The organism is Providencia sp. PROV267 (assembly GCF_028477825.1).
Classification (GTDB): Bacteria; Pseudomonadota; Gammaproteobacteria; order Enterobacterales; family Enterobacteriaceae; genus Providencia; species Providencia stuartii.
The window spans coordinates 33,086-58,358 of record NZ_JAMPLX010000016.1; the positions used below are offsets into that span (position 1 = coordinate 33,086).

The 25,273-nt window shown below is 43.4% G+C and carries 23 protein-coding genes; 10 read left to right on the top strand and 13 right to left on the bottom strand.

Going from position 1 to position 25,273, the window contains the following annotated elements; translation table 11 throughout:
* The first annotated feature begins 505 nt into the window (after window positions 1-505).
* A complete protein-coding gene (gene poxB / locus PR709_RS10990) occupies window positions 506-2,230 on the top strand; it encodes a ubiquinone-dependent pyruvate dehydrogenase (RefSeq protein ID WP_004923516.1) in 1,725 nt (574 codons plus the stop codon).
* Window positions 2,231-2,316: 86 nt separating this feature from the next.
* Here poxB and PR709_RS10995 read toward each other — a convergent pair whose 3' ends face one another.
* Window positions 2,317-3,216, bottom strand: coding sequence for a DNA-3-methyladenine glycosylase family protein (locus PR709_RS10995; RefSeq protein ID WP_004923520.1), 900 nt, complete (start codon window positions 3,214-3,216; stop codon window positions 2,317-2,319).
* Between the two features lie 198 nt (window positions 3,217-3,414).
* Here PR709_RS10995 and PR709_RS11000 point away from each other — a divergent pair, with 198 nt between their 5' ends.
* From PR709_RS11000 to PR709_RS11010, 3 genes are read left to right on the top strand one after another with little or no spacing between them, the layout of a single operon-like run.
* Window positions 3,415-3,969 carry a DUF2569 family protein gene (locus PR709_RS11000; protein ID WP_004923523.1) on the top strand — a complete coding sequence of 185 codons (555 nt, stop codon included), beginning with the start codon at window positions 3,415-3,417 and terminating at the stop codon, window positions 3,967-3,969.
* 37 nt (window positions 3,970-4,006) lie between these two features.
* Window positions 4,007-4,366, top strand: coding sequence for a DUF488 domain-containing protein (locus PR709_RS11005; RefSeq protein WP_004923526.1), 360 nt, complete (start codon window positions 4,007-4,009; stop codon window positions 4,364-4,366).
* A gap of 13 nt (window positions 4,367-4,379) precedes the next feature.
* Window positions 4,380-4,874 (top strand): DUF2569 family protein, encoded by a 495-nt coding sequence (locus tag PR709_RS11010; protein WP_004923529.1) that lies wholly within the window; start codon window positions 4,380-4,382, stop codon window positions 4,872-4,874.
* A gap of 42 nt (window positions 4,875-4,916) precedes the next feature.
* Here PR709_RS11010 and PR709_RS11015 read toward each other — a convergent pair whose 3' ends face one another.
* The 7 genes from PR709_RS11015 to PR709_RS11045 all read right to left on the bottom strand — a co-directional run bounded on the left by PR709_RS11015 (window position 4,917) and on the right by PR709_RS11045 (window position 12,007).
* A complete protein-coding gene (locus PR709_RS11015; RefSeq protein ID WP_004923533.1) occupies window positions 4,917-6,485 on the bottom strand; it encodes an ATP-binding cassette domain-containing protein in 1,569 nt (522 codons plus the stop codon).
* 329 nt (window positions 6,486-6,814) lie between these two features.
* Window positions 6,815-8,323 carry a glycerol-3-phosphate dehydrogenase gene (gene glpD, locus PR709_RS11020; RefSeq protein WP_004923536.1) on the bottom strand — a complete coding sequence of 503 codons (1,509 nt, stop codon included), beginning with the start codon at window positions 8,321-8,323 and terminating at the stop codon, window positions 6,815-6,817.
* Between the two features lie 294 nt (window positions 8,324-8,617).
* Window positions 8,618-9,376 carry a DeoR/GlpR family transcriptional regulator gene (locus PR709_RS11025; RefSeq protein WP_004923543.1) on the bottom strand — a complete coding sequence of 253 codons (759 nt, stop codon included), beginning with the start codon at window positions 9,374-9,376 and terminating at the stop codon, window positions 8,618-8,620.
* Window positions 9,377-9,406: 30 nt separating this feature from the next.
* Complete coding sequence (gene glpG, locus PR709_RS11030; RefSeq protein WP_014657022.1) at window positions 9,407-10,252, bottom strand: rhomboid family intramembrane serine protease GlpG; 846 nt, start codon at window positions 10,250-10,252, stop codon at window positions 9,407-9,409.
* A gap of 16 nt (window positions 10,253-10,268) precedes the next feature.
* Entirely contained in the window at window positions 10,269-10,592 is a 324-nt protein-coding gene (glpE, locus tag PR709_RS11035; protein ID WP_004923549.1) for a thiosulfate sulfurtransferase GlpE, read from the bottom strand.
* Between the two features lie 89 nt (window positions 10,593-10,681).
* Entirely contained in the window at window positions 10,682-11,260 is a 579-nt protein-coding gene (gene nfuA / locus PR709_RS11040) for a Fe-S biogenesis protein NfuA (RefSeq protein ID WP_014657021.1), read from the bottom strand.
* Between the two features lie 63 nt (window positions 11,261-11,323).
* On the bottom strand, window positions 11,324-12,007 hold the full coding sequence (locus PR709_RS11045) for a hypothetical protein (protein ID WP_014657020.1): 684 nt from the start codon (window positions 12,005-12,007) through the stop codon (window positions 11,324-11,326).
* Between the two features lie 33 nt (window positions 12,008-12,040).
* Between PR709_RS11045 and bioH the strand changes: the two genes are divergently transcribed.
* The gene (bioH, locus tag PR709_RS11050; RefSeq protein WP_004923560.1) at window positions 12,041-12,820 is read left to right on the top strand and encodes a pimeloyl-ACP methyl ester esterase BioH; all 780 of its coding nucleotides are present in this window, start codon (window positions 12,041-12,043) and stop codon (window positions 12,818-12,820) included.
* A 44-nt stretch (window positions 12,821-12,864) separates the two neighbouring features.
* Here the strand turns inward: bioH and PR709_RS11055 are convergent, their stop codons facing one another.
* The 5 genes from PR709_RS11055 to PR709_RS11075 all read right to left on the bottom strand — a co-directional run bounded on the left by PR709_RS11055 (window position 12,865) and on the right by PR709_RS11075 (window position 19,786).
* The gene (locus PR709_RS11055) at window positions 12,865-14,151 is read right to left on the bottom strand and encodes a hypothetical protein (RefSeq protein WP_042117029.1); all 1,287 of its coding nucleotides are present in this window, start codon (window positions 14,149-14,151) and stop codon (window positions 12,865-12,867) included.
* A 94-nt stretch (window positions 14,152-14,245) separates the two neighbouring features.
* Entirely contained in the window at window positions 14,246-14,497 is a 252-nt protein-coding gene (locus PR709_RS11060; RefSeq protein ID WP_040132687.1) for a FeoC-like transcriptional regulator, read from the bottom strand.
* A 12-nt stretch (window positions 14,498-14,509) separates the two neighbouring features.
* Complete coding sequence (feoB, locus tag PR709_RS11065) at window positions 14,510-16,828, bottom strand: Fe(2+) transporter permease subunit FeoB (protein WP_014657016.1); 2,319 nt, start codon at window positions 16,826-16,828, stop codon at window positions 14,510-14,512.
* Between the two features lie 56 nt (window positions 16,829-16,884).
* Window positions 16,885-17,115: a ferrous iron transporter A gene (feoA, locus tag PR709_RS11070; RefSeq protein WP_036942241.1), complete on the bottom strand. Its 231-nt coding sequence runs from the start codon at window positions 17,113-17,115 to the stop codon at window positions 16,885-16,887.
* Between the two features lie 337 nt (window positions 17,116-17,452).
* Entirely contained in the window at window positions 17,453-19,786 is a 2,334-nt protein-coding gene (locus PR709_RS11075) for a Tex family protein (RefSeq protein ID WP_004923575.1), read from the bottom strand.
* 158 nt (window positions 19,787-19,944) lie between these two features.
* Here PR709_RS11075 and greB point away from each other — a divergent pair, with 158 nt between their 5' ends.
* The 5 genes from greB (at window position 19,945) to pstS (ending at window position 25,200) form a co-directional block, all read left to right on the top strand.
* Window positions 19,945-20,430 (top strand): transcription elongation factor GreB, encoded by a 486-nt coding sequence (greB, locus tag PR709_RS11080; RefSeq protein ID WP_014657013.1) that lies wholly within the window; start codon window positions 19,945-19,947, stop codon window positions 20,428-20,430.
* A 247-nt stretch (window positions 20,431-20,677) separates the two neighbouring features.
* Window positions 20,678-21,397 (top strand): osmolarity response regulator transcription factor OmpR, encoded by a 720-nt coding sequence (gene ompR / locus PR709_RS11085; protein ID WP_004923581.1) that lies wholly within the window; start codon window positions 20,678-20,680, stop codon window positions 21,395-21,397.
* The gene (envZ, locus tag PR709_RS11090; protein ID WP_071599669.1) at window positions 21,394-22,725 is read left to right on the top strand and encodes a two-component system sensor histidine kinase EnvZ; all 1,332 of its coding nucleotides are present in this window, start codon (window positions 21,394-21,396) and stop codon (window positions 22,723-22,725) included. The genes ompR and envZ overlap by 4 nt, the downstream gene beginning before the upstream one ends.
* 187 nt (window positions 22,726-22,912) lie before the next feature.
* On the top strand, window positions 22,913-23,668 hold the full coding sequence (locus PR709_RS11095; RefSeq protein WP_154610530.1) for a hypothetical protein: 756 nt from the start codon (window positions 22,913-22,915) through the stop codon (window positions 23,666-23,668).
* A gap of 488 nt (window positions 23,669-24,156) precedes the next feature.
* Window positions 24,157-25,200 carry a phosphate ABC transporter substrate-binding protein PstS gene (gene pstS, locus PR709_RS11100; protein ID WP_004923592.1) on the top strand — a complete coding sequence of 348 codons (1,044 nt, stop codon included), beginning with the start codon at window positions 24,157-24,159 and terminating at the stop codon, window positions 25,198-25,200.
* Window positions 25,201-25,273 lie beyond the last annotated feature (73 nt).

The following is a 25,273-nucleotide window of genomic DNA, read 5'->3' on the forward strand; positions in this document are numbered from 1 at the left end:
GAGGGTATGGAATTTGAGTTATGTATCGATAGCTATTTTTGAGTCTTATTTCTGGTTTGAATTTCGTGAATATTTCTATTTTGATGCCAGCTTCTTGCACTTCAATCACCAATTTAAATATTCTGTCACCTTAACCAATACAATTATTTATCTTATTTTTACTCCTCTAGGATAATCAACAAATTACTTATCATTATCGATATTATTTATTAAATACTCTTATTATGACTGGTTATTAAATAATTGTTAATATTATTGTTTTTTGATATTTCAGCGCACAATGAATATTTAATTTATGCTGTATCTAGATTCTTCTTTTGATATTAGTGGAGGATTGTTCTGTTCTTAATAGCTATTTGTTTTCCTCGGTAGGAACCGCAAATTTAATTCGTTACACTAAGTTTAAAGTGCGTAAATTGGTTTAATAATGATGATGTATTACAGAGAAAATAGATTTGATGCTCTGTGAATATTTTAACCTAATCTGACTGGAAAGAGTGCCATTATGAAAAAACAGACAGTTGCATCCTATGTCGCGAAAGTCCTAGATAATGCTGGTGTGAAGCGCATCTGGGGCGTTACGGGTGATTCACTCAATGGGCTGAGTGATAGCTTACGCCGTCTTGGCACAATCGAATGGTTAGGCACCCGTCACGAAGAAGTTGCAGCATTTGCCGCAGGTGCAGAAGCGCAAATGACGGGTAAGCTAGCCGTTTGCGCAGGCTCTTGTGGTCCGGGTAATATGCACCTAATCAATGGGTTGTATGATTGCCATCGTAATCGCGTGCCTGTATTAGCAATTGCTGCACATATCCCTTCTAGTGAAATCGGTAGTAACTACTTTCAAGAAACGCACCCAACAGAGCTATTTCGCGAATGTAGCCATTATTGCGAACTGATCTCTAACCCTGAGCAGCTTCCTCAAGTGCTTGGGATTGCGATGCGTAAAGCGATTCTAGAAAAAGGTGTCTCTGTCATTGTACTGCCAGGAGATATTGCGTTACGTGAAGCACCGGAAACAGCAAATGATACATGGTATCAGCCGCAAGCTCCGTTGATCATGCCTCAGCCTGCTGAAATTGCGAAGTTAGCGGACGCACTGAACCAAGCACAAAATATCACCCTATTTTGTGGGGCAGGCTGTGCTGGTGCACACGATGAAGTGATTAAGCTGGCGGAAACATTAAAAGCGCCAGTCGTGCATGCACTACGCGGTAAAGAGCACATTGAGTGGGATAACCCATATAGCGTTGGTATGACGGGGCTGATTGGTTTTTCATCCGGCTACCATGCAATGATGAATGCCGATACGGTGGTGTTACTGGGTACTCAGTTCCCATACCGCCCATTCTATCCTCAAGGGGCTAAGATTATTCAAATCGATATTAATGCAGGTAGCTTAGGCTCCCATTGCCATATCGATATGGGCATGATTGGTGACATTAAAGCCACTTTGACCGCATTGCAACCGCACTTAGACGTGAAACAAGATAGGCACCACTTAGATAGCGCATTGAAACATTATACCGAAGCGCGTGAAGGTCTTGATGATTTAGCGAAACCGGGTAAAGACGGTGTGATCCACCCTCAATATTTAGCAAGCCGGATCAGTGCATTGGCGAATGATGACGCGGTATTTACCTGTGATGTGGGAACCCCAACGGTATGGGCGGCTCGTTACTTAAAAATGAATGGTAAACGCCGTTTGATTGGCTCGTTTAATCATGGGTCAATGGCAAATGCGATGCCGCAAGCGATGGGGATCCAATCTGTCGATAAACAACGCCAAGTTGTGACCATGAGTGGTGATGGCGGTTTTAGTATGTTGATGGGGGATCTGTTGTCACTGGCACAAATGAATTTACCTGTGAAAGTCATTGTTCTGAATAACGGCGTGTTAGGTTTTGTCGCTATGGAAATGAAGGTAGGTGGCTTCTTAACAGAAGGCACTGATCTCCATAACCCTAATTTTGCGGCAGTTGCCAATGCTGCTGGGATCAAAGGGATCCGCGTTGAGAAGAGTGAAGATGTGGATGCCGCATTGAAGGAAGCTTTCGCTCATGATGGCCCTGTTGTTGTTGATGTTGTCACAGCAAAACAAGAACTTTCTATGCCACCGACAATTAATTTGCAAGAAGCAAAAGGTTTTAGCCTATATATGCTCAAAGCCATTTTAAGTGGTCGTGGTGATGAAGTTGTTGAATTAGCGAAAACCAACTGGTTACGTTAATCGGTCATTTTGACTGATCTGCTTTGCCGAATTAGGCAATTTACGCAGCCAACCAATTAGGGTTGGCTGCTATCTGTATGAGGGAATTAATACCCCGCAGCCGATTGGCTACGCCATAAATGAGCGGCAACTAAGGCACGCCATGGCGAAAATGCCTCTAACCATTTTTCCGTCTCTTTTGCTGTAGGCTGGCTCTCTGCGCCAAGTAGAGACTGCAAATTGCGCCTCACGGCCACATCGCCATGTAACGAGCCATCGAGGTAGTTAAAACCGCGTAAAAGCGCATAATTTACCGTCCATGGGCCAATACCTTTAAGGCTGACTAATTGGTCGGTCAATATTGTGACATTATGGTTGCTGATAGGTTGTGATAGGTCGATTTGCTGACTTAACAGTGCGTGACAAAGCGCTCGTATGGCGATGATTTTACCAGTAGAAAACCCAGCTTGGCGTAGTGATTCATCAGTCACTTTTGACACCTGCTGTGCATCTGGAAAACACCAAATGCCCGATGAGTGCTTTGAACCAGTGGCTTGAATAAAGCGACGACGTATTGCAATCGCGGCTGTTACACTGATTTGTTGGCCAATAATCGCCCACACTAATGCTTCAAATGGGCTTGAAGATTGATATATTCGTAAACCTTGTTGTTGCTTAATCAGCTTACCGATAATGGGATGTGATAAATATTCCGCTTCAAACTGTTCGACGGCTTGCCGTAAACCGAGCATATGTTTCCCTAGTTCAACAACATCGTATTCGCTGGGCCGATTTTTAGCGTTATCAATATCAAGGGTAATGTGTGCCTTGTCTTTATCAATCTCAATAAGTAATTGAGCTGGAGAGTGCGCCCACAATATACCTTTGCGCAATAAATTACCTTCAACAATTTCGGCAATATTATGTTGATCTCTTAAATGAAAGGCGAAAAAGTCATTCGTCTGATAATGGGGAGGTAGAGACAGCTGGGCGGTTATTTTTGGCATAGAGTAGGCCTTATCGGGATTATTATTTTTATGGACAAAAAATATGAGGTTATTTTGATATTTTTCGTATTTTGGCTTTGATAATTTTTAATTCAAAGGTGATATTTTAATCGAAAAGCGTTAGATTTATATAAAATAAATTTTCCATTTAAGTTAACTATTTGCATTGAGGTTAAACTAAAAAGCAAGGAGCTAGCCATGAACCAATCTGAAGAACATCTCTCCTCAAGTAAAATTAATGAGGGTTCAGATCAAAAAACGGATTGCCCATCAGTAACGGTTGAAAATGAGCCTCTTTCTTCTGAACCCGTCGGTTTTGGGGGATGGCTACTAATCCCTATGTTAGGATTATTTCTTACGCTAATTATCACTCCTTATACTTTATTGAAAGACCTTCCAGAGCAGCTAGAAGGTTTGGAGAAGATGACTGACCCTACGTCATTATCATTTATTCCAATGGCTAGGGAGTTCATATATTTTAACTTACTCTCGAGTGCATTGATTTATGGCTTATTGTTATTCGTATGTTATCTCTTTATTTATAAGAAAAAATTGGCGATTAAAGTCATTATTCTCTTTTACGCGAGTGACTTCATACTATCCATAGCAAGTGTCGTTTTATTGAGTTCATTATTCTCAATATCAGCAGAGGATGAAGATATTGTAGATATTGTCGGTAGTGGGATACGCCTCTTTATTTGGGGCTTATATTTCTTAGTTTCTGTCAGGGTAAAAAATACGTTTGTTAATTAAGTAATAGCGATACTGAATATCGCAAATGTGAGGGTGCATGATTTACTGTAAAAGAGTCTATGATGCCGTTTCGTCTGAAGATGGATACCGTGTATTGGTTGATAGGTTATGGCCAAGAGGGATAAAAAAAGTCGCGCTCGATTATGATGAATGGAATAAAGACGTTGCGCCATCCAATGAGTTACGTAAATGGTTTCATCAACATCCTGACCAATTCGATAAATTTGTTGAAGACTATCATCAAGAATTAAGTCATCATTCAGCGGCTTGGATGCCTCTTGTAGAGAAAGCGAAGCTAGGCAATCTCACCTTGCTGTATAGTGCTAAAGATAAGGTGCATAATCAGGCACACGTATTGAAAGCATATTTAGAACGCTGTATTAAGTCACAAGAATAAGGTTATTAATCAGATGGATGTCAACACACCCGCAGTCTTAACGGGCCCTCAAAAAACACCACTACAAGGCATTAGAGGATGGCTTATTTTACCTATGCTGGGTCTGTTTTATATGCTTTATCAGACTATCATCATGATGTACTTAGATATCCTGCAAGTTAAATCAGCTTGGCACCTTGTGACGAATGAGCAATCTGATTTTTATGTCGATGGGTTTTCAAACGCTTTTTATATGCTACAAATGGCCCAAGGTATATTGATAGTTTTGTTGGCGTGGAACGTTATCGCAGCCTTCAAAGGCCTAAAAATCGCGAAACCTTTATTTATTATCTCGATGCTATTTTATACCGTGATGGTTGTTGTTTCGCGCTTTGTTTTCCCAAATATTTTTGGCATTGAAATTGAGTATAGCTACATTATTAATGTGGTAAATAGCAGTTTCTACTGCTTTATCTGGATCCCCTATGTTTTGATGTCAGATAGAGTCAAGCAGACGTTTATTCACTAGCCGCTCGTTGGCTGCCAGTAGGCAGCCAATGGCATAAAAAGGTTAATTTGCCAGCACTAATTCATTGGTCATCCCACATTGTTCAACAAAAGTCTCATCATGTGACACCAAAAAAAGCGTGCCTTTGTAGTCGCTGAGTAATCCTTCCAATAGTGTTTTTGAATCTAAATCAAGGTGGTTATCAGGTTCATCCAGTAACAATATCGCAGGGGGGGTTGGGCTATGGGTTAGCGCTAATAGCGTCGCTTTTAGTTGTTCACCACCGCTAAGTTGGCTAAGTGGTTGGAGTGATTTATCCCCTCGGATCCTGAGCATGCCCAATTGGGTGCGCCATTGTTCAACGGTAAATGCAGGTTGATAGCGTTGTAGCGCTTCCGCGACGGGGAGTGTTTTATCCAATAAATTGAGATGTTGATCGAGATAACAAAATGCAGGGTTAATTCGGTATTCTCCGGATACCGCAGTAATCATCCCCGCAAGGGTTTTTAACAATGTTGATTTACCGCTGCCATTACGGCCTTTAATGTGCCAATGTTCCCCTGTATAGGCAGTGAAAGAAACAGGCTCCGTGTAGCCATAAGGCAGTTGTAGCTGAGAGGCCAAAATCGTGACCTTACGACCATCTGGCTGGTAATTTAACGTCATTTTCTGTTGTTTATTATGGATCTGTTTGTCTTGTACGTCCTGTAATTGGCCTTGTAAATCGTTCATAACACGCTGATGGCGTTCAGCCACGTTAGATTGTCTTTTTTGCGCACGATTGGTTTGCATATCCAGTAGCAATAAGGACTGAGAGCCACTATAACGAACTTTTTCGCCTTGTTTGCGTCGTTGCTCTGCTTTTTGCAACGTGGCGTGTTGTTGGCGTTTTTCTAGGCGGATTTGGTTGTCTAGCCGTTCGGTTTTGGCCTCAATGGCTGCCATAGCAAAATGTTTTTGTTCTTCATAAAGGGCATAGTTGCCGCCATATTCATGTAGCCCTTTATCGGTTAACTCAAAAATCATTTGCATATGAGCCAGTAAAGCTCGGTTATGAGTAATAACCAAAGAGCCTGCTTTATGTTCTGCCAATTTATTGCTTAGCCACTGGCGACCCTCATGGTCAAGGTGGTTATCGGGTTCATCTAATAACAGAAAATGGTCTTTATGTAAGAAGGCTCGACATAATGCAAGACGAGTTCGCTCACCACCACTTAAGTGATTAATTGGAGCATCTATCATCACGGGTAATTTGGCTGAGTCCAATAAGCTCTGCCAAATGGCGGGTAAGTGCCATTTATCTTCCAATAGCTCTAAGTCCTCCATAGTCGCATTACCCGAATCGACTCTTGTAAATGCATCGACCAAGGGGCTAACACCTAAAGCGTCTGCGATGGTATCTCCTTCTAAGCGTGTGAGCTGGTCAACGTGCATAAAAGGCATCGCCCAACTAACGTAGCCTGAGGTTGGTTGCATTTGTTGAGCAAGTAGCCGCATTAATACAGACTTTCCTTTGCCATTGTTGCCAATTAACGCATTTTTTTGGCATATCAAGGAGCCATTTAAGGGGGGAAAAAGCGCTGTTTGGTGAAATTCGATATTAAGTTGTGAAAAATGACAAGCAACAGTCATGTGTACCTCCTGAGAGCAGGGGGCAGACAACAGCGTGCTATCTTTCAAGAAATGAGACGATTGATGACCATTGTCTGCCAAAAACAGAAAAAGAAATACCGTGTTGGGTATCTGTAAGCATTTTCTGGCAGATCTCAAATCATCGTCGGGGAATACCTTTAGCTAGGTGGAAGAAAGAGTGATTTGATTATTTAATCAAACTCTATGCGTTTAGGCAACTGATAAAGTAGTAGGTATTGTGCTCTATGGGTCAGTATAAATTCCAAAAGAAAAGCCAGCCGATGATAAACCGACTGGCTTTTGGTGCATTGCCAACGAGATTTTTACAACTAAACTGTGGCTGGTTGAGCGACGTTCACATGCTCTGCCAACCATTGTGCGATGCGCTGTTTTTCACTTTCGTTCAGCCACATGCCCAATTTGGTACGACGCCAGATAGCGTCATCTAATTCAGTAACCCACTCATGTTCGACTAAGTAACGTAGCTCTGCTTCATAGACGTTATGACCGAATGCTTCGCCAAGATCGCTGAGTGAGTTAGCGCCTTCGAGGATCAACTTGCTTTGACTACCGTATGTTCTTGCAAAACGTAGAGCAAGGCCTTCTGGTAGCCAATTGTAACGTTGACGTAGTAAGCGTGCATAACCATCACGATCACAACCTTCAATATCACCACCAGGCAGCACACCATTTTTAGTCCATGCTGCACCTGCATTTGGGTAGTAAGGCGCAAGTTTACCGACAGCCGCTTCTGCGAGTTTACGATAAGTGGTTAATTTACCGCCGAAAACAGACAGCAGCGGTGCTTTGCCATTTTCATCGTGAATATCGAGTGTGTAGTCACGTGTAATGGCTTGTGGTGAATCAGACTCATCGTCACATAATGGACGAACCCCTGAGTAATCCCAAACAATATCCGCTTTGCTCAACTGTTTTTTGAAATGATCGTTATAGACTTTTAGTAAGTAGTTCACTTCATTGTCATCAATACGAACATTTTTTGGATCGCCTTTGTATTCGACATCGGTGGTGCCGATAATGGAAAATTCATCCATCCAAGGGATCACAAACACAATACGGTTGTCTTCATTTTGTAAAATATAAGCTTGTGGCTCATCATGAGCGCGAGGCACAACAATATGGCTACCTTTGATAAGACGAATGCCATAAGGTGATTTGAGTTTCAAACCATCGTCAAAGAACTCTTTTACCCATGGGCCAGTGGCGTTAACTAAACCTTTCGCCTTCCAAGTTTCTTTTTCACCAGTGCGCAGGTCTTCTGCTTCAACCACCCATAAGCCATCTTCACGATAGGCTCGAGTGACTTTTGTACGTGTGCGAACCTCACCATTTTTACGTACCACTTCTTGAGCGTTTAATACAACCAAACGCGCATCATCGACCCAACAGTCTGAATATTCGAAACCTTTGTTAAGTTCAGGCTTAAGGACGGAATTTTGACCAAATTTTAACCCTTTACTGCCGGGCAAGCTGGTACGTTTACCCAAGTGATCATACAGGAACAAGCCAATACGGATCATCCAAGCTGGGCGTAAGTGAGGTTGGTGCGGCAGACGGAAGCGCATTGGAAACGCAATGTGTGGCGCAAGTTTTAATAACACCTCGCGTTCAGCAAGTGCTTCACTCACAAGGCGAAATTCATAATGCTCAAGATAACGTAAACCACCGTGGATCAGTTTTGAACTCGCAGATGATGTCGCACTTGCCAAGTCTTGAGCTTCAAGCAGCAATACAGATAATCCACGGCCAGCGGCATCTGCCGCGATACCAGCGCCGTTTATACCGCCGCCGATTACAATCAAGTCTTTAGTTTCCATGCATCCCCCTGAGATGTTCGAAACGTTTTCTATAATGTTCGTTTTCGCTCATTTGATTGTAATCAAAATCGATTAATATGCCAACTGTTAACCAACAAAAAACAACAACTCGTGATAAAGGTAACAAATTATTTTCAATAACCACACATATACTGTGACTATTTTTACAAAGTGAAAATGTTCGAACATTAACGAAAGAATGTCATTGAGAGCGTTATCGAGAGGGTTAACGAAAAGGTTAAGTTTGGCAGGAAAGGAAAGATGGTAGCCGATACTACCATCTAGATTAAAGTATTAGCACAGCTCGAGTTGTACATTGTGCTGTTCAATCACTTTTTGAATGCTTTCAGGTGGTAGCTTGTCGGTAAATAAATGATCGATCAGATTCATATTGCCGAGGTTGACCATGGCATTACGACCAAATTTTGAGTGGTCAGTGACTAGCATCACACAACGTGAGTTTTCGATAATTGCGCGTTTGGTGCGCACTTCGTGATAATCAAACTCAAGTAGTGAACCATCCATATCAATGCCGCTGATCCCTAAGATACCGTAATCCAGCCTAAATTGTGAGATAAAATCCAGAGTTGCCTCACCAACAATGCCGCCATCGCGTGAGCGTACTTCGCCACCCGCGAGGATCAAGCGGAAGTCTTCTTTTGGCATTAGCAGTGTGGCGACGTTTAGGTTGTTGGTCACGACCCGTAGATTTTTATGATTCACCAGTGCATGAGCCACGGCTTCAGGGGTTGTACCGATATCGATAAATAAGGTTGCACCATCAGGGATCTGGCTGGCAACGCGTTGAGCAATGCGAGCTTTTTCATTTGACCACATGATTTTACGGTCGTGATAGGCCGCATTAACCGAGCTAGAAGGCAGGGCTGCACCACCATGGTGGCGCTGGATCCTATTTTGTTCTGCGAGGTCGTTGAGGTCACGGCGGATCGTCTGAGGGCTAACCTCGAAATGCTCAACAAGCTCTTCAGTGCTCACATAGCCCTGAAGGCGAACGAGTTCGATGATTGCATCATGTCTCTGGGTCTGTTTCACGGTGTTAGCCTCTAACTAAATATGTATGTTCTATCTGGAGCGATGGGATGTAAAAGTATGTCGATTATCCCATATTCCCATCAATAATCCGATAATTAACCCCGATATATGTGAGGCATTTGCGATATCAGGACCTAAAATTTCTAAGTTACCTAACACGAGCCAAACAACAACTAGAATGATTAACCCTCTCGGAGCACTGACCTCTTTTTCGGGTTGACGTTCACCCATTAGCCAAACGTAGCTGATCAGCGCGTAGACAACCCCAGATAGTCCACCAAAATTAGATGCACTATACAGCGATTGCCCCCAATTACAGAATAAGGCAGATACTAAAAAGATCGTTAGTAATTTACCGGAGCCTAGCCTACGTTCAACTTGGCTAGCTAAATACCACCACAAAACGAGGTTAAAAATGAGCTGAGATAGGGAAAATTGAACGAATGCAGGGCTAAACCACCGCCAAAGTTCAAATTGCTGCCCTTCCCGTGGCCATGCAAGATAACGTAGCACATCAAGGTGCTGGGTTATGGCTAACCAAAAATAAACGCCAGCACAGATCAGTATGACGGCGATGGTTAAAGGACCTGATTGTGCTTTGAGATTAGCCAAGGTCAAAGTGTTGCGATATTTAAACGCGGTTTGGGTGTTACCTATTTTCCAGCTTGCTTCGGTATAACGGGGGTTTGATGGATCTTGCAAAAAAAGGTTAAGCTCTTGCTGTACTTTTGCGAGATATTGCTCATCTTGAAGCCAAAGCTCTATTTGCTGCTGCTCTGGAACAGGATGGACTTTTAATTCGATATGTTGGCTTGCCATATAATCGACAAAAGCCTGGGCCATTCTGGGATTTGTGAATGAAACAACATGGATCATGAATGGATTTTCTCGCTTAGAGAGCCGTAACGGCTTGTGGATATTCCCTCAACCAAGCCTCAAAACCACCATTGATACTGTAGACGGATTCGAAGCCAATATTAATTAAGTACTGTGCAGCTCCTTGGCTGCTATGACCGTGATAACACATCACCATGATGGTCTGCTCATAGTCTGTTTGTGCTAAAAATGCGCTCAGTGTTTCATTGGTCAAATGATAGGCGCCACTTGCGTGCCCCGCACGGAAGCTTTGTGGGTCACGAACATCCACTAATATCGCAGTGCCATCAACCCAATGTTGGTATGCCTGTGCAGGCGTTAGCGTCTCAAATTGTTCCATAAAATACCGAATTATAAAGGTGATGAAATAATAAAAGACACCCGCAATAAGATACGGGCGCCGTCAGATTAGCAAGTTTAGGTGAACAATTAGTAGAACGAATGCTCACCACGTTGGTGCTCAGTAAGATCTTTAACACCTTTTAGCTCGCCTTCAAACATTTTGAGAAGTTCTTTTTCAATCCCTTCTTTTAATGTGACATCGACCATTGAACAGCCGTTACAACCGCCACCAAACTGTAAAATAGCAAAGCCGTCATCAGTGATCTCCATCAGTGAGACACGACCGCCATGGCTTGCAAGTTGTGGGTTAATTTGTGATTGTAAAACATACTCAACACGTTCGATAAGAGGTGCGTCATCAGAGACTTTGCGCATTTTTGCGTTAGGCGCTTTGAGCGTCAGTTGTGAACCCAACTGATCTGTCACGAAATCAATTTCTGCGTCTTCTAAGAATGGTGCGCTGATCTCATCAACATAAGCGGATAGGCGCTCAAATTTCAATTCTTGGTCTGTTGCTTCAACAGCGTCCGGTGGGCAGTAGGAAACGCCACATTCAGCAGAAGGTGTGCCTGGGTTGATGACAAACACGCGAATTTGGGTGCCTGGCTCTTGGTTTTCCAGTAATTTGGCAAAATGAGCCTGTGCTGCTTCAGTAATATTAATCATAATCATTTGCTCAATAATAGTTGACCGCTTTAGTTGGTTATAATACGCCCATTTGCCCCATTCCTACAAGGTGCGACAGAGTGACCAAGCCTGTACTGTCTCTACACCCGCACAAATCAGCAATTGTGCCGCGGCTTGCATCGTCGCGCCTGTCGTCAGCACATCATCAAAAATAGCGACGTGCTGCCCTATGACAGGGGTTGTTAGGGTAAATGCGCCATTAAGATTGCTGTGGCGGTGTTTACGTTTTAATGTTATCTGAGCCAGTGTATCACGAGTGCGCAATAATGAATTTCGTGAATAGGCAATATTTAACCACTTGGCTAAATATTCACCGATAAAAGCAATGTGGTCAAATTCACGTAACCATAGCCGCTTAGGGTGTGAAGGGATTGTCAAAAGCCTATCAGGCTTAGGCCAAAGCTGCTGGCGATAACCATTAAGCCAATGTAATGCGTACACTTTAGCAAGCGTGAAAGCTAATTGAGGCTGTGGGTTAAACTTATAACGATGGATTAATTTACGTAAAGGGGCTTGATAGGGGCTAACAGCGATTAACCGATGCCACGCAGGCGGCTGAATTAAGCAGCGACCACATAGGATGTGGCCTTGTTCGGCTGGTAGTGCGCACCGATGGCAGACATTTGACATGGTTGGGATACGCTTTATGCAGAACGCACAAATCCCGTGATCCACTAATTTTAATGGCTGCTGGCATAGCCAACAGGCACCTTGCATTGTTAGCATAAGCATATTCCTGTGAAAAAAGAGAGTGTAACCATGACGCAGTTGTACTGGGAGACAATCGGTGAAGGTTCTCAAGATCTTGTGTTGCTGCACGGATGGGGGCTGAATGCCGAAGTGTGGCGTTCCATTATTCCGCGAATCTCACCGCATTTTCGTTTGCATTTAGTTGACATGCCTGGCTATGGTCGTAGCCAAGGGTTTGATGCGATGAATTTAGCCGCGATGGCTGATACTTTATGGCAGCAGGCGCCTAAAGAGGCTATTTGGCTCGGGTGGTCACTGGGGGGATTAATCGCCAGTCATATTGCACTTAGCCATCCTCAGCAGGTAAAAGGATTGATTACGGTCGCTTCATCACCTTGTTTTCAAGCCCATGAGGGGAGCTGGCCAGGGATAAAATCAACGGTGCTACTTGGGTTTGAACAGCAACTATCGACAGATTTTCAGCGCACAGTCGAACGTTTTTTAGCATTGCAGACGTTAGGCACTGAAAGCGCTCGTCAAGATGCTAAATTGCTAAAATCTGTGGTGCTCGAGCAGCCTATGCCAAAAGTGGAAATTCTAAATGCAGGGCTAGAAATTTTACGTATTACAGATTTACGTGAGGAGCTTAAAGCTCTCACCGTGCCATTTTTACGTCTTTATGGTTACTTAGATGGTTTGGTGCCACGTAAAGTCGCGACATTACTTGATGAACGTTATCCTAATTCACCTTCTGTTGTGATGCGCCATAGCGCTCATGCACCCTTCATTTCCCATCCAGATGAATTTTGTGAATATTTACTGGACTTTCTGGCACGATTGGAAGAGTGACCTATTAGCTCAGTGGCAATAAGCCACTGAGTAAAATGATAAAACTAACGTTGCTGGGTAGGCGAAAATAGGGCATAAGGGGGAGCTGGTGCGTTGTGCTGCCCAGAAAGATGTGCGTCATGGAGCGCTAAAGGGGATTTATCCCCTAGAAATAGTTCGCCATAAGATGGAGGAACGGCAGAGCTGGTAGAGCCAACCGTGTCTTCTGCCATCAACGCCTCGGGTGGGGCGGAAGGCTCAAAAGGGAGTGGTGGCGCGGACGGCGCAAAAAGGTTTGCACGATGGGTTGCCGTTTGTTCTTGGTCGGCGGCGGGTGGTCGGTGGTAATAAAACTTTTTGTATTTCAATGTTTCGGTAGAATAGCCATTTTCAAGGTTATAAGCCGTAGCTTTGCTAATCAGCGTCGTAAGAAAGGCGTCAATACTATAGAATTTTTCAACACCGACATTAGGGTCAAAGAGGGTGAAAGTTGTGACATCATCCGCTGGATTTTTACGGATATAGGCCGCTAATGTATCTTTACCGGCAAAAATTTGTATCCCTGTCTCTTTATTGCCTGTTTCAGCCTGCCGGGCGTCTTCACGTAACCCTAGTTTAATTTCAACAGGCGTTTTTATTTGAAAAAAATAGCTAAGCTCAGTTTCACTCGCTGTGATAAATCCATTTTTTGCCATAAATTGGTCATATTGCTTTAACTTGGGGCAACGCATTTGTTCCGCAGCGGTATTAAAGCAGGCCTCTATTAGGCTTTTATCGGATTTGGTAATGAGTTTTGATAAATTATTGGGGTATCTGCTGAGTAATTTTTTAAATAAAACCTTATTTAATGAGGGGTCGAGCTCATCAACGTTTTTAAGTGCTTTATTTTTTAGTGCATTAAAATATTGTTCAGCTAATTGATGAACGCTGTCACTATATTTTTTGAAATGTTGGCTGCTTTCAACATCTGCTTTTCGGTGGGTTGCGAGTGATTGTTTTACGCCTAAACCTCGGCGATCAATTTTGCTAGAGCTGGCATGATAGTCTTGATAGCGTTTAATCACATCTAAGGGTTTTTGGATATCAAGTACTTTTTTGATACTTGTTGTGAGTAATTCATGGGAGATATCGGTTTTATTTGAAGTTAAGTGAGTACGATTAAGATAATCTTGCGCTCGCGATAACAAGCTGATGTAACTGTTACCACTATTTTTCACTGAGGTAACGAGGAAATAAGCGGTAAGGCCTTTGGTTAAATTATATTTCACTTCTGATGGGATTGCTTGATAGCCGAATTGACGAAGGTAATTAAGCGTATTATTTAAAAATAGGCTTTTATCAAATCTTGTCATACATACTTCCTCTTTTAACCTGAATGAAGTCATGTATTTTAGTGAGTAATTTGATTAAAACTTTAAAAAAGAGACATTGTCGAGGTCGCGTAAGTCATTCACAGAGCGGGGGTGACTTTATTTTATATAAAGGGTGTGAGCAATTACTGCTTTCGGGGCATCCTTTACAGCTTGTTCCGGTTAAACAGGCTGTTATATCGACTTTTTCGATTTTGTTCATTGCGACTAGTTTATCGAGCATCGCTTGGATAAGTGATTTAGGGGCATGGAGTCGTTGGCTGAGTAAGTCGAGGTCAGCTTGCCCATACAGTGCAATGAAATCCCTAATTTGTAACAAGCTGACCATTGTTATTCCCCGTTAGTGGCAGGCCTTGCCTGAGCAGTCGGAACAAGATTTGGCGGTTTGATTTGCCAGATTCAGTGTTACTCTGCTCCGTGCTCGGCGCAATAAGGTAAACAGCACAAGATTAAATATGATAACTGCAACAATAATAATTAAGCTGCTTTGCGGGTGCTGGCTAAAAGTTGCAGCTTGGTAGAACAGAGCCGCAAGGCTATAAGCCACATTCAGCCCCCATAAAATGGAGAATGCCATCCAGCTTTTATTGGTTTCACGAGCGATAGCCCCCATGACCGAAACACAAGGGACATACAGCAAGACAAAAATAAGGTAGCTGTATGCGGCAATATCGGAACCAAATTTGGCTGCCATGGTGCCCATGGATCCAGAAGCCATTTCACCATCGCCTTTACTTGCCTCGATTGGATTAGAAAGTGCACTTAGGGTAAAGGTCTCTTTCAAACTATCCCAAGTTTCTGCGACTGCATCCCCCAACTCATCGAGTAAATCAAAGGATTGGGCATCGAATGGCTCGGCTGTGATATTTTCCGCGGTGTAGAGGGTGTTTAATGTTCCTACAACAACTTCTTTTGCCATCGCACCAGTAATCAAACCAACAGTGGCTTGCCAGTTATCGGTATGCACTCCGATAGGCTGTAAAACAGGGGTAATCACTTTACTGACGGAAGCAAGAGCGGAGTCATTAATATTATCGACAGGTTTTCCTGAAAGGGAAAAACTATTTAAAGCGCCGATAAACATACTGGCAACCACGATAACTTTACCCGCACGGATCACAAAGCCTTTTAGGCGCTGCCAAGTTTGGATCAACAGTGTTTTTAGGTGGGGCACATGATACACCGGGAGTTCCATCACAAAAGGAGAGGCTTCACCACGCATTAAGGTATGTTTGAGTAGCAAACCCGTTAAGATAGCGACAACAATTCCGAGGATATAGAGTGAAAAAACAATACTTGCGCCACTTTTCCCAAAAAACGCGGAGGCGAATACCGCGAAGATAGCGAGCCGTGCACCACAAGACATAAATGGAGCCATTAATACGGTAATGAGGCGCTCACGAGGTGCATCCAACGTACGTGCGCCCATAATAGCGGGAACATTGCAACCAAAACCCACAATTAATGGCACGAAGGATTTACCCGGTAAGCCCAAGGCCTGCATTAATCTATCCATCACAAAGGCGGCTCGTGCCATATAGCCCGAGTCTTCTAAGACAGATAAAAACAGGTACATCATACCAATTTGCGGTACGAGAGGGAGTACGGTATTGATACCGCCACCAATACCTTGTGCAAGGAAGACGGTGAGCCAATCAGGGAAACTGAAATACGCCCCTACCCACTGAATACCATGGATAAAGATGGCTTCTGAGGCACCTTCAAAGAACGGCTGCAAAGCGCCACCAATATTAATTGCCAAGACGAACATTAAGTACATGACAAATAAAAAAATCGGAACGCCAAGCCAGCGGTTAAGGATGAGTCTATCAAGGGATTGCGTTAATTTGTTGGGCTCCGCGGCACTGTTATTGATGGATTTCTCACAAATCGCTGCAATGGATTGGTAGCGGGCATCGGCAATTAACAGTTCAGGCTCTTCATTTAAGCTAGCTTTTAAGTGCTGTTGAGTTGCCTGCAATTGCGCTTCTGTAATATTCGCGCGCTGGCGGCTATAAATATCGCCTTCGAGTATCTGCAATGCTAACCAACGACGTTGTTGCTGACTAAATTGCTGCGCCGAGATCTGCTCAGAGAGTGAATCCACCTCTTGTAATAAGGCCGCCGGATATTCAACCAGCGCTGTCATATTGTTCTGAGGATGTTTATCAATCGCTTGTTTGAGTTTATCAATCCCTGTCGCACGGGTTGAAACCAACGGAATGACAGGGCAACCCAACTGCTGTTGCAGTTTTTCAACATCAATCTCAATGTGTTGGCTTTGTGCAATATCCAACATATTAAGTGCGATGATGCAAGGTACTCCCAACTCCACTAATTGCAAAGTGAGGTAGAGGTTGCGCTCTAAATTAGAGGCATCGACGACGTTAATCAGCATATCGGCTTCGCCGCTTAAAATAAAATAGCAGGCGATTTGCTCATCGAGAGATGTCTGTTCTGAAATGGTGGTTAGCGAATAAGTACCGGGCAAGTCAACTAATTCAATATGATGCTCAGCCGTATTAAAACGCCCAACTTTCCTTTCGACGGTGACACCAGCCCAGTTACCAACCCGTTGGCGAGAGCCAGTTAATTGGTTAAATAGCGTTGTCTTACCTGCATTTGGATTGCCAATGAGGCCGATGGTTAATGGTTTCATAGTGTTTACCGATAATAAAAATACAAAATAGTAACGTGGTATAACAACACCTGATATTAAGTCGGCGTGGCTTCATCAAGGTTGAGTAAGGCGAGATCTTTTTTTCGTAGTACAAGACTAACTCGATGCGTTTCGATTTGTATTGGGTCTCCTAAAGGAGCAAAACGTACTACTTTAAAAATGGAACCCGGTAATAAACCAAGCGAGAGCAGTTTTTGTCGGTAAGCGGGGCTTATCTGCGGTGAAAAACCGAGTATTTTGTAGCTGTGTTGAGGAAGTAGTGACATATCGCCTTCCATTAGTCATAGGTAATAATACTGATGATTGTTATTAAGAGAGATACAAGTAAAAAGTCAGCATAAACAGAAAAAAATCTAATCAATAATGATAATAATAATCATCAACTATTCGTTATATTTAGCCTCTTTTTTCGTCAAATTTAATTGATGTGGATCAACTAAGCATTGAGTTTGCCGCGCACCAAGGCGAAACCCAATAAATTTATAGAGTAAATTAAAATCGATTAATGTATTTGTTTTGTTAATTATTCACGGGGCGAAATAGCTTGGGCGTGAGTAAAAACCTCTACAATCAAAGAGAAATCGGATTGTAGAGGTTGAGGGATTAGCGTTTTTTACCGAATGCGGCAGCGAGGGCATCACTCATCGCACTGTTTCCAGTGGCGGCTTGGTTTTTCCGTGACATGTCACGTTGTGCAGATTGCGGTTTACGTGAGTTTCTCTCTTGCTGGTCATTATGGCGGCGTGGTGCGCTATTGGTATCGCCGGGTTGTTCATCAAGGCGCATCGATAAGGCGATACGTTTGCGAGGGATATCAACATCCATCACTTTTACTTTAACGATATCACCTGCTTTAACCACTTTATGTGGGTCTTCAACATAGCTGTTAGACAGCGATGAAATATGCACTAAGCCATCTTGATGCACACCAATATCAACGAAAGCGCCGAAATTAGTGACGTTAGTCACCGAACCTTCCAAAATCATGCCTGCGACTAAGTCATTCATGGTTTCAATGCCTTCGGCAAAGGTCGCCGTTTTAAACTCAGGGCGTGGGTCGCGGCCCGGTTTGTCCAGCTCTTTGATAATATCGGTAACAGTAGGAACCCCAAACTGCTCTGTTGTGAAGTCGCGAGGGCTTAAGCTATTTAAAACAGAGGAGTTGCCCATAATCTCTTTAAGGGGCAGGCGAACAGTTTCGAGGATCTTTTCAACAACGGGATAAGCCTCTGGGTGAACGCCAGAAGCATCAAGTGGGTTATCGCCGTTGGTGATCCGTAAGAAGCCCGCACACTGTTCAAAGGCTTTTGGCCCTAAGCGAGTGACTTTTAGAAGCTGTTTTCTATCTGCAAAACGGCCATTCTCATCGCGCCAATTTACCACGTTTTGCGCGATCATTTTGCTTAGACCTGCAACGCGGGTTAGCAAGGCAACAGAAGCGGTATTCAAGTCAACGCCGACAGAGTTTACACAGTCCTCGACCACGGCATCGAGTTTACGAGCTAATTGAGTTTGGCTCACATCGTGTTGATATTGACCAACACCAATCGATTTCGGGTCGATTTTCACTAATTCGGCGAGGGGGTCTTGTAAGCGGCGTGCGATAGACACGGCTCCGCGCAATGACACATCAAGATCAGGGAACTCTTGAGCGGCCAGCTCTGATGCCGAGTAAACGGAGGCCCCCGCTTCACTCACAATCACTTTCTGTGCTGTGACTTCGGGGTACTGTTTTTGCACGTCAGCAAAGAAGCGCTCAGTCTCTCTTGAAGCCGTTCCGTTACCGATAGCGACTAACTCGACTTGGTGTTTTTGACATAAGGCCGCAACGCTAGCCGCCGCTTTAGCCGCTTGACCTGTGTGTGGATAGATAGTATCCGTTGCGATAAGTTTACCTGTCGCATCCACCACCGCGACTTTCACCCCTGTCCGTAGACCCGGATCTAACCCCATAGTCGCCCGCATACCGGCTGGTGCCGCCATCAATAAGTCACTGAGGTTACGCGCAAACACATTGATTGCTTCTTCTTCTGCTTTTTCGCGCAGTGAGCTCATAATCTCAGTTTCGAGATGTAGCAATACTTTGACGCGCCATGTCCAGCTAATAACCGCTTTACGCCATTGGTCTGCTGGTGCATTATTCAATCGAACATCAAGGTGACGAGTAATGATCTCTTCACAGTAACTTTCTTTTGGTGGCTCTTCAAATTGCGGGTCACAGTTTAGTGATAACTGTAAAATACCTTCATTACGACCACGGAACATGGCTAATGCGCGATGCGACGGAACGGAAGAAACAGGTTCTTGGTGATCAAAGTAGTCACTAAATTTAGCGCCTTCGGTTTGTTTGCCATCGATAACTTTGGAAACCAAATGGGCATTTTTCAGTAAATAGTCGCGAACTTTAGCTAATAATGCTGCATCTTCGGCGAAACGCTCCATTAAGATATAACGAGCACCATCGAGAGCCGCTTTCGTATCTGCCACGCCATTTTCGGCATTGACAAAGGATTGAGCGACATCATCGGGGGATTGAGTGGGGTCATTCCACAATGTGTCTGCTAACGGCTCTAGGCCTGCTTCGATAGCAATTTGCCCACGAGTGCGGCGTTTGGGCTTAAAGGGCAAGTAGAGGTCTTCAAGCTCGGTTTTATTTAAGGTGTTATTGATAGCAGCGGCGAGTTCGGGAGTGAGTTTGTCTTGTTCTTCGATTGACTTGAGGATGGTTTGCTTGCGTTCATTTAACTCTCGTAAATAGCCTAAACGGTTCTCTAATTGGCGAAGCTGAGTATCATCAAGGCCTCCTGTGACTTCCTTACGATAACGAGCAATAAAAGGAACCGTATTCCCTTCATCTAACAAGGTGATAGCAGAAAATACCTGTTTCGGTTGAACTTGTAGCTCTCCCGCGATTATTTGGCTTAGAGTTTCATTCATGTCGCTTTTTAATACCTAGTCAAAGAATGGTTAAAAAATTTATGGCACTGTTATACTTGCACAGAAGCAGAATTTCTAGGGTGAACTTTGCTAAAGTTAAAGATTAATTCTGTATATAATTTATAATTATCTAACTTGCTTACTGATTTATGAAGGTTATGAATAAGAGTCTCTTAATCACACGCGAAGGTTGGGATGCGCTAGACAAAGAACTTAAATATCTTTGGAAAGAGGAGCGCCCAAGAGTCACTCAGTCGGTTTCTGAAGCTGCGGCTCAAGGTGATCGTTCAGAAAATGCGGAATATATTTATGGTAAAAAGCGTTTGCGAGAGATTGATCGTCGAGTACGCTTTTTATCTAAAAGATTGGATCAACTAAGAATTGTCGAACCAGACCCACGGCAAGAAGGGCGAGTCTTTTTTGGCGCATGGGTGAAATTAGAAGACGATAATGAAAATATCAGAATATTCCGATTGGTCGGTGCCGATGAGTTTAATCCATCCAAAAATTGGATTTCTATTGATTCTCCAGTTGCTCGCGCGCTAGTTGGTAAGCAGGTTGATGATGAAATTACGGTGAATACACCTGGGGGGCGGGTAACCTATACAGTGTTAGAAATTAGTTATAAACCGCTAGTCCTATAAGGCGTAAAATTATTCATTAAATTTCAAGTTGATGGTAAATTAGGACGTTAACTATCTTATATTTTACTTATACACAAAATAATTCAGGTGATATGCCGTTATTAAGCGCAAGTAAAAATTTATCGTCATGACTATTTTTGTGATTTAGATAGCAGCGCTTTGTAACACCCATACAGCTTGGAGCATGGTGGGTATATTCTTATTTTAAAAATAATTTCGATAGATTGCACATCTTGAGGGCTACAAAATGCAAGAAAGCTATAAAGTTCTTGTCGTCGATGATGATATGCGTTTGCGTGCCTTGCTTGAACGCTACCTCACAGAGCAAGGATTTCAGGTACGTAGTGCCGCGAATGCTGAACAAATGGATAGGATCCTAACGAGGGAGTCGATTCATCTAATCGTTTTAGATTTGATGTTGCCAGGTGAAGATGGTCTGTCAATTTGTCGTCGTTTACGCAGCCAAAACAATCCAATACCGATTATTATGGTAACGGCTAAAGGTGAAGAGGTTGACCGTATTGTTGGTTTAGAGATTGGCGCCGACGATTACATTCCTAAACCTTTTAACCCGCGTGAATTACTTGCACGTATTCGTGCTGTATTACGTCGCCAAGCAAATGAATTGCCAGGCGCACCATCTCAGGATGATGCGATTATTACCTTCGGTAAGTTTAAACTGAACCTAGGCACCCGTGAAATGTTCCAAGGCGAAGAAAATATGCCTTTGACGAGCGGTGAGTTTGCTGTACTTAAAGTATTGGTTTCGCACCCAAGGGAACCATTATCTCGTGATAAGCTGATGAGCTTAGCGAGAGGCCGTGAATACAGTGCGATGGAACGTTCAATTGACGTTCAAATTTCACGTTTACGTCGTATGGTTGAAGAAGATCCAGCTCACCCTCGCTACATTCAGACAGTCTGGGGCTTGGGCTATGTATTTGTGCCGGACGGTAGTAAAGCATGAAGCGACTGAGGTTCTCTCGCCGTAGTACATTTTCGCGTTCGTTATTTTTGTTTGTTGCATTACTGTTTGCCAGCCTTGTCACCAGCTATATGGTGGTGCTGAATTTTGTTGTTATGCCAAGTTTGCAGCAATTCAACAAAGTGTTGGCTTATGAAGTGCGAACATTAATGACGGAGCGGATGGTGCTGCAAGATGGAACCACAGTACGGGTCTCTCCCGCATTACGTAAAAAAATCTACAATGAGTTGGGGATCACCTTTTATGCTCAATCAGCCGCGATGGAAGAAGGCTTAAATTGGGCGAAAGAATACGATTTTCTCAGCGAAAACATGTCGGAATATATTGGTGGCGAAGCCCAAGTGCGTCTTGAGCTTGGCCGCGAATATCCTATTCTTTGGTTGACCTCCTATCTTGCGCCTGATATCTGGGTGCGTGTGCCATTAACTGAAATTGGGCAAAACCAATTTTCGTTAGTATTCCGTTATACTTTAGCTATTTTCCTGTCTATTTTTGCAGGGGTCTGGCTCTATATTCGTTACCAAAACAAGCCATTACTTGAACTTGAATACCATGCAGGGCAAGTGGGAAAAGGGGTCATATTACCCGCCATGCAAGAAAAAGGGGCAACTGAGGTAAGAGCCGCGATCCGCTCCTTTAATCATATGGCTGCGGGCATAAAGACGCTTGAAAATGATCGGACAATTTTAATGGCGGGGGTCAGTCATGACTTACGTACCCCACTGACACGGATCCGATTGGCGACGGAAATGATGAGCCCTGAAGATGGCTACCTAGCAGAATCCATCAATAAGGATATTGAAGAGTGTGATGCGATTATTGGTCAGTTTATGGACTACCTGAAAACGGGTCAGGAAATGAATATGGAGTTTTGTGACCTAAATAGCATCCTCAATGAGGCAGTTACCGCTGAAACGAGCGTGACTGGTGAAATTGAAACGGCACTGGAGCCGGGTAGTCTGATCGTGAATGCGAATCCATTAGCCATTAAACGCGCCATCACCAATATGATTGTTAACGCTTATCGCTATGGTAACGGCTGGATCAAAGTGAGCAGTGGCAAAAATGAGGATTCGGTTTGGTTCCAAGTGGAAGATGATGGTGCAGGTATCAAAGAAGAAGATATTCAACGCCTCTTCCAACCTTTTGTGCAAGGTGAAAAAGCCCGTAGCAATAAGGGAACAGGGCTAGGATTGGCAATTATCCGCCGTATTGTCGATGCCCATGAAGGTAGTATCGAAATCCATAAAAGTGAACGCGGCGGTTTCGCCATTCGTGCACTCCTGCCATTGAAAGAAAAAGAAGAGTAACCATTGTCGGTAGTGGGTCGTATAAAACGACCTACCTTCTATTTTATTTCGGTATTAACGCCTATCTTACGCGCCAGTCATCATATAAAAAATAACTTACTCTATAAGTAATACCATCGTTATATAAAAGATCTGATAGTTATTTTATTTAGATAATAAACATAAATAAAATAACTCAGGTGAATTTATGCATATCAATTTTTCTAAACCTATTTGCTGTTTTCAGAGTAAAGCGGCATTAGCTTTCGCTGGAATAGAGGGAAAGCAAAAGCAGGCTACACTCTCCACGGGAATAATTAATATCAAAAACACAGTCGTAGGGCTGTTTCAAGAACCCAAAAAGGCCTTTAAGCAGGTGAAATGGAGCAAACAACTGGCAACCGTTATACAACTACCTCCAAATCAACCCTTAGCATCGAAAGGGGCATTATCTATTCCTATGCCACCCCCTATGCCAAAGCCTGATATTAAGCCCGCTCAAACAGGAGATGGCGGAAAAACAGGGATGGATCAAGTGATTGCCGAACTTAAAAATAGCCCAGTATTTAAAGCCAATGCGCAGAAATACCAAGCCGCAGCCACGGAGCAACCGACGTCGACAAATACACCGCCACCTCCACCGCCGATGGCAGAATTTGCGGGTCTTCGCAACAATATAGCGGCATTATCGCAGACCACTCATGGTAAAACGGGGATGGATCAAGTGATTGCTGAACTTAAAAATAGCCCAGTATTTAAAGCCAATGCGCAGAAATACCAAGCCGCAGCCACGGAGCAACCGACGTCGACAAATACACCGCCACCTCCACCGCCGATGGCAAAATTTGCAGGTCTTCGCAACACTATAGCGGCATCATCGCAGACCACTCATGATAAAACGGGGATGGATCAAGTAATCGCTCAGCTCAAACAACATCCGGTTTTCAAGTCAAATAAAGAATAATGAATATTTGCTTGTTGTTTGCGTAGCTGGCGTGAGGCTCAATTTTCGCTGATTATCTGCCTGCTTTATCATAAAGCAGGCACCACGCGAGATGACCATTTTGTGATGGTAGTCTGACCGCATACGCAAATTGCTGATTTTAATCCCTTGATGGCAAGCGCATGTTTCTCCCTTGAAACGGTGAATTAAACCGTATTATCAAAATAGAGAAGCAGTAAAAAAGGATTTTACGACTTTTTTATGACAGTTTGTCATGGTGGTCTCAATATAGAGATATTCTGCTCTGTATTTCATTACTTATTGATTTTATGGTCAATTTTGTTTTTTTAAGCTGCTGTTTTTTTCGATAGCTAGACGAAAATCGTCAATTGTCATAAAACTGTCATAAATCAGACATGTTGTTGTCATCAAATTGTCCTATTTTTCCTACCGTGACATTTCACCAACAATTTACTACTTAATTGTTTCTATACATCCCCGGAGGGATTATGAAAATGATGCGTACAACCTTAGCTAGCGTAATGGCAGCAACCCTTTCAATGACTGCAATGTCTTCTTTTGCTGCCACAAGCTTAACTGGCGCGGGTGCAACATTCCCTGCTCCAGTTTATGCTAAGTGGGCGGACTCTTATCAGAAAGAAACAGGTAATAAAGTGAACTATCAGGGGATTGGCTCTTCTGGTGGTGTTAAACAAATTAATGCAAAAACGGTTGATTTCGGTGCGTCTGATGCGCCATTAACCGATGAAAAATTGAAAGAAGATGGCCTATTCCAGTTCCCAACCGTAATCGGTGGTGTGGTACTGGCGGTTAACGTAAAAGGTATCCAGTCAGGTCAATTGACATTAGACGGTACAACATTAGGTGATATCTACCTTGGTAAAATCACCAAATGGAATGATCCTGCCATCGCTAAATTGAACCCAGGTGTTAACTTACCCGATCAAAACATTGCAGTGGTAAGACGCTCTGATGGCTCAGGTACGACGTTCGTATTTACGAGCTACTTATCAAAAGTCAGCTCAAGCTGGAAAAATGATATTGGTGCAGGCTCTACAGTAAACTGGCCGAAAAACAACGTCGCAGGTAAAGGTAACGATGGCGTTGCAGCTTTCGTCCAGCGTTTACCAGGCTCTATCGGTTATGTGGAGTATGCCTATGCGAAACAGAATAACCTTGCTTATACTAAACTCATTTCCGCAGATGGTAAGGTTGTTTCCCCAACAGGTGAAAGCTTCAGCGCAGCAGCGAAGAAAGTTGACTGGTCTAAGTCATTCGCTCAAGACCTGACTAACCGTAATGGTGAGAACGCATGGCCAATTACCTCAACCACGTTTATCTTAGTTCACAAAGATCAAGCGAATGCAGAAAAAGGAAAAGCTGTGCTCGATTTCTTTAACTGGGCTTATGAGAAAGGTGGTCAGCAAGCAGAAGCATTGGATTATGCTATCCTTCCTCAAGAAGTTGTGACAGCAATTCGTGCAGCATGGAAAACAGAAGTCAAAGATAGCCAAGGCAAACCACTGTTCTAATCAGTGAGCCTCGGGTTGGTAATGGTAGGCGGATGCTTAGGATTAACATCCGCCTTCTGACGTAGTAACTAAA

Bases quoted from the DNA above. Each gene is read 5' to 3' on its own strand.
- PR709_RS10995 (WP_004923520.1), bottom strand. From the start codon at position 3,216: ATGCCAAAAATAACCGCCCAGCTGTCTCTACCTCCCCATTATCAGACG.
- PR709_RS11000 (WP_004923523.1), top strand. From the start codon at position 3,415: ATGAACCAATCTGAAGAACATCTCTCCTCAAGTAAAATTAATGAGGGT.
- nfuA (WP_014657021.1), bottom strand. From the start codon at position 11,260: ATGATTAATATTACTGAAGCAGCACAGGCTCATTTTGCCAAATTACTG.
- glpG (WP_014657022.1), bottom strand. From the start codon at position 10,252: ATGATCCATGTTGTTTCATTCACAAATCCCAGAATGGCCCAGGCTTTT.
- envZ (WP_071599669.1), top strand. From the start codon at position 21,394: ATGAAGCGACTGAGGTTCTCTCGCCGTAGTACATTTTCGCGTTCGTTA.
- PR709_RS11060 (WP_040132687.1), bottom strand. From the start codon at position 14,497: ATGGTCAGCTTGTTACAAATTAGGGATTTCATTGCACTGTATGGGCAA.
- poxB (WP_004923516.1), top strand. From the start codon at position 506: ATGAAAAAACAGACAGTTGCATCCTATGTCGCGAAAGTCCTAGATAAT.
- glpE (WP_004923549.1), bottom strand. From the start codon at position 10,592: ATGGAACAATTTGAGACGCTAACGCCTGCACAGGCATACCAACATTGG.
- feoB (WP_014657016.1), bottom strand. From the start codon at position 16,828: ATGAAACCATTAACCATCGGCCTCATTGGCAATCCAAATGCAGGTAAG.
- glpD (WP_004923536.1), bottom strand. From the start codon at position 8,323: ATGGAAACTAAAGACTTGATTGTAATCGGCGGCGGTATAAACGGCGCT.
- bioH (WP_004923560.1), top strand. From the start codon at position 12,041: ATGACGCAGTTGTACTGGGAGACAATCGGTGAAGGTTCTCAAGATCTT.
- PR709_RS11095 (WP_154610530.1), top strand. From the start codon at position 22,913: ATGCATATCAATTTTTCTAAACCTATTTGCTGTTTTCAGAGTAAAGCG.
- PR709_RS11045 (WP_014657020.1), bottom strand. From the start codon at position 12,007: ATGCTAACAATGCAAGGTGCCTGTTGGCTATGCCAGCAGCCATTAAAA.
- ompR (WP_004923581.1), top strand. From the start codon at position 20,678: ATGCAAGAAAGCTATAAAGTTCTTGTCGTCGATGATGATATGCGTTTG.
- pstS (WP_004923592.1), top strand. From the start codon at position 24,157: ATGAAAATGATGCGTACAACCTTAGCTAGCGTAATGGCAGCAACCCTT.
- PR709_RS11005 (WP_004923526.1), top strand. From the start codon at position 4,007: ATGATTTACTGTAAAAGAGTCTATGATGCCGTTTCGTCTGAAGATGGA.
- PR709_RS11055 (WP_042117029.1), bottom strand. From the start codon at position 14,151: ATGACAAGATTTGATAAAAGCCTATTTTTAAATAATACGCTTAATTAC.
- feoA (WP_036942241.1), bottom strand. From the start codon at position 17,115: ATGTCACTACTTCCTCAACACAGCTACAAAATACTCGGTTTTTCACCG.
- PR709_RS11075 (WP_004923575.1), bottom strand. From the start codon at position 19,786: ATGAATGAAACTCTAAGCCAAATAATCGCGGGAGAGCTACAAGTTCAA.
- PR709_RS11010 (WP_004923529.1), top strand. From the start codon at position 4,380: ATGGATGTCAACACACCCGCAGTCTTAACGGGCCCTCAAAAAACACCA.
- greB (WP_014657013.1), top strand. From the start codon at position 19,945: ATGAATAAGAGTCTCTTAATCACACGCGAAGGTTGGGATGCGCTAGAC.
- PR709_RS11015 (WP_004923533.1), bottom strand. From the start codon at position 6,485: ATGACTGTTGCTTGTCATTTTTCACAACTTAATATCGAATTTCACCAA.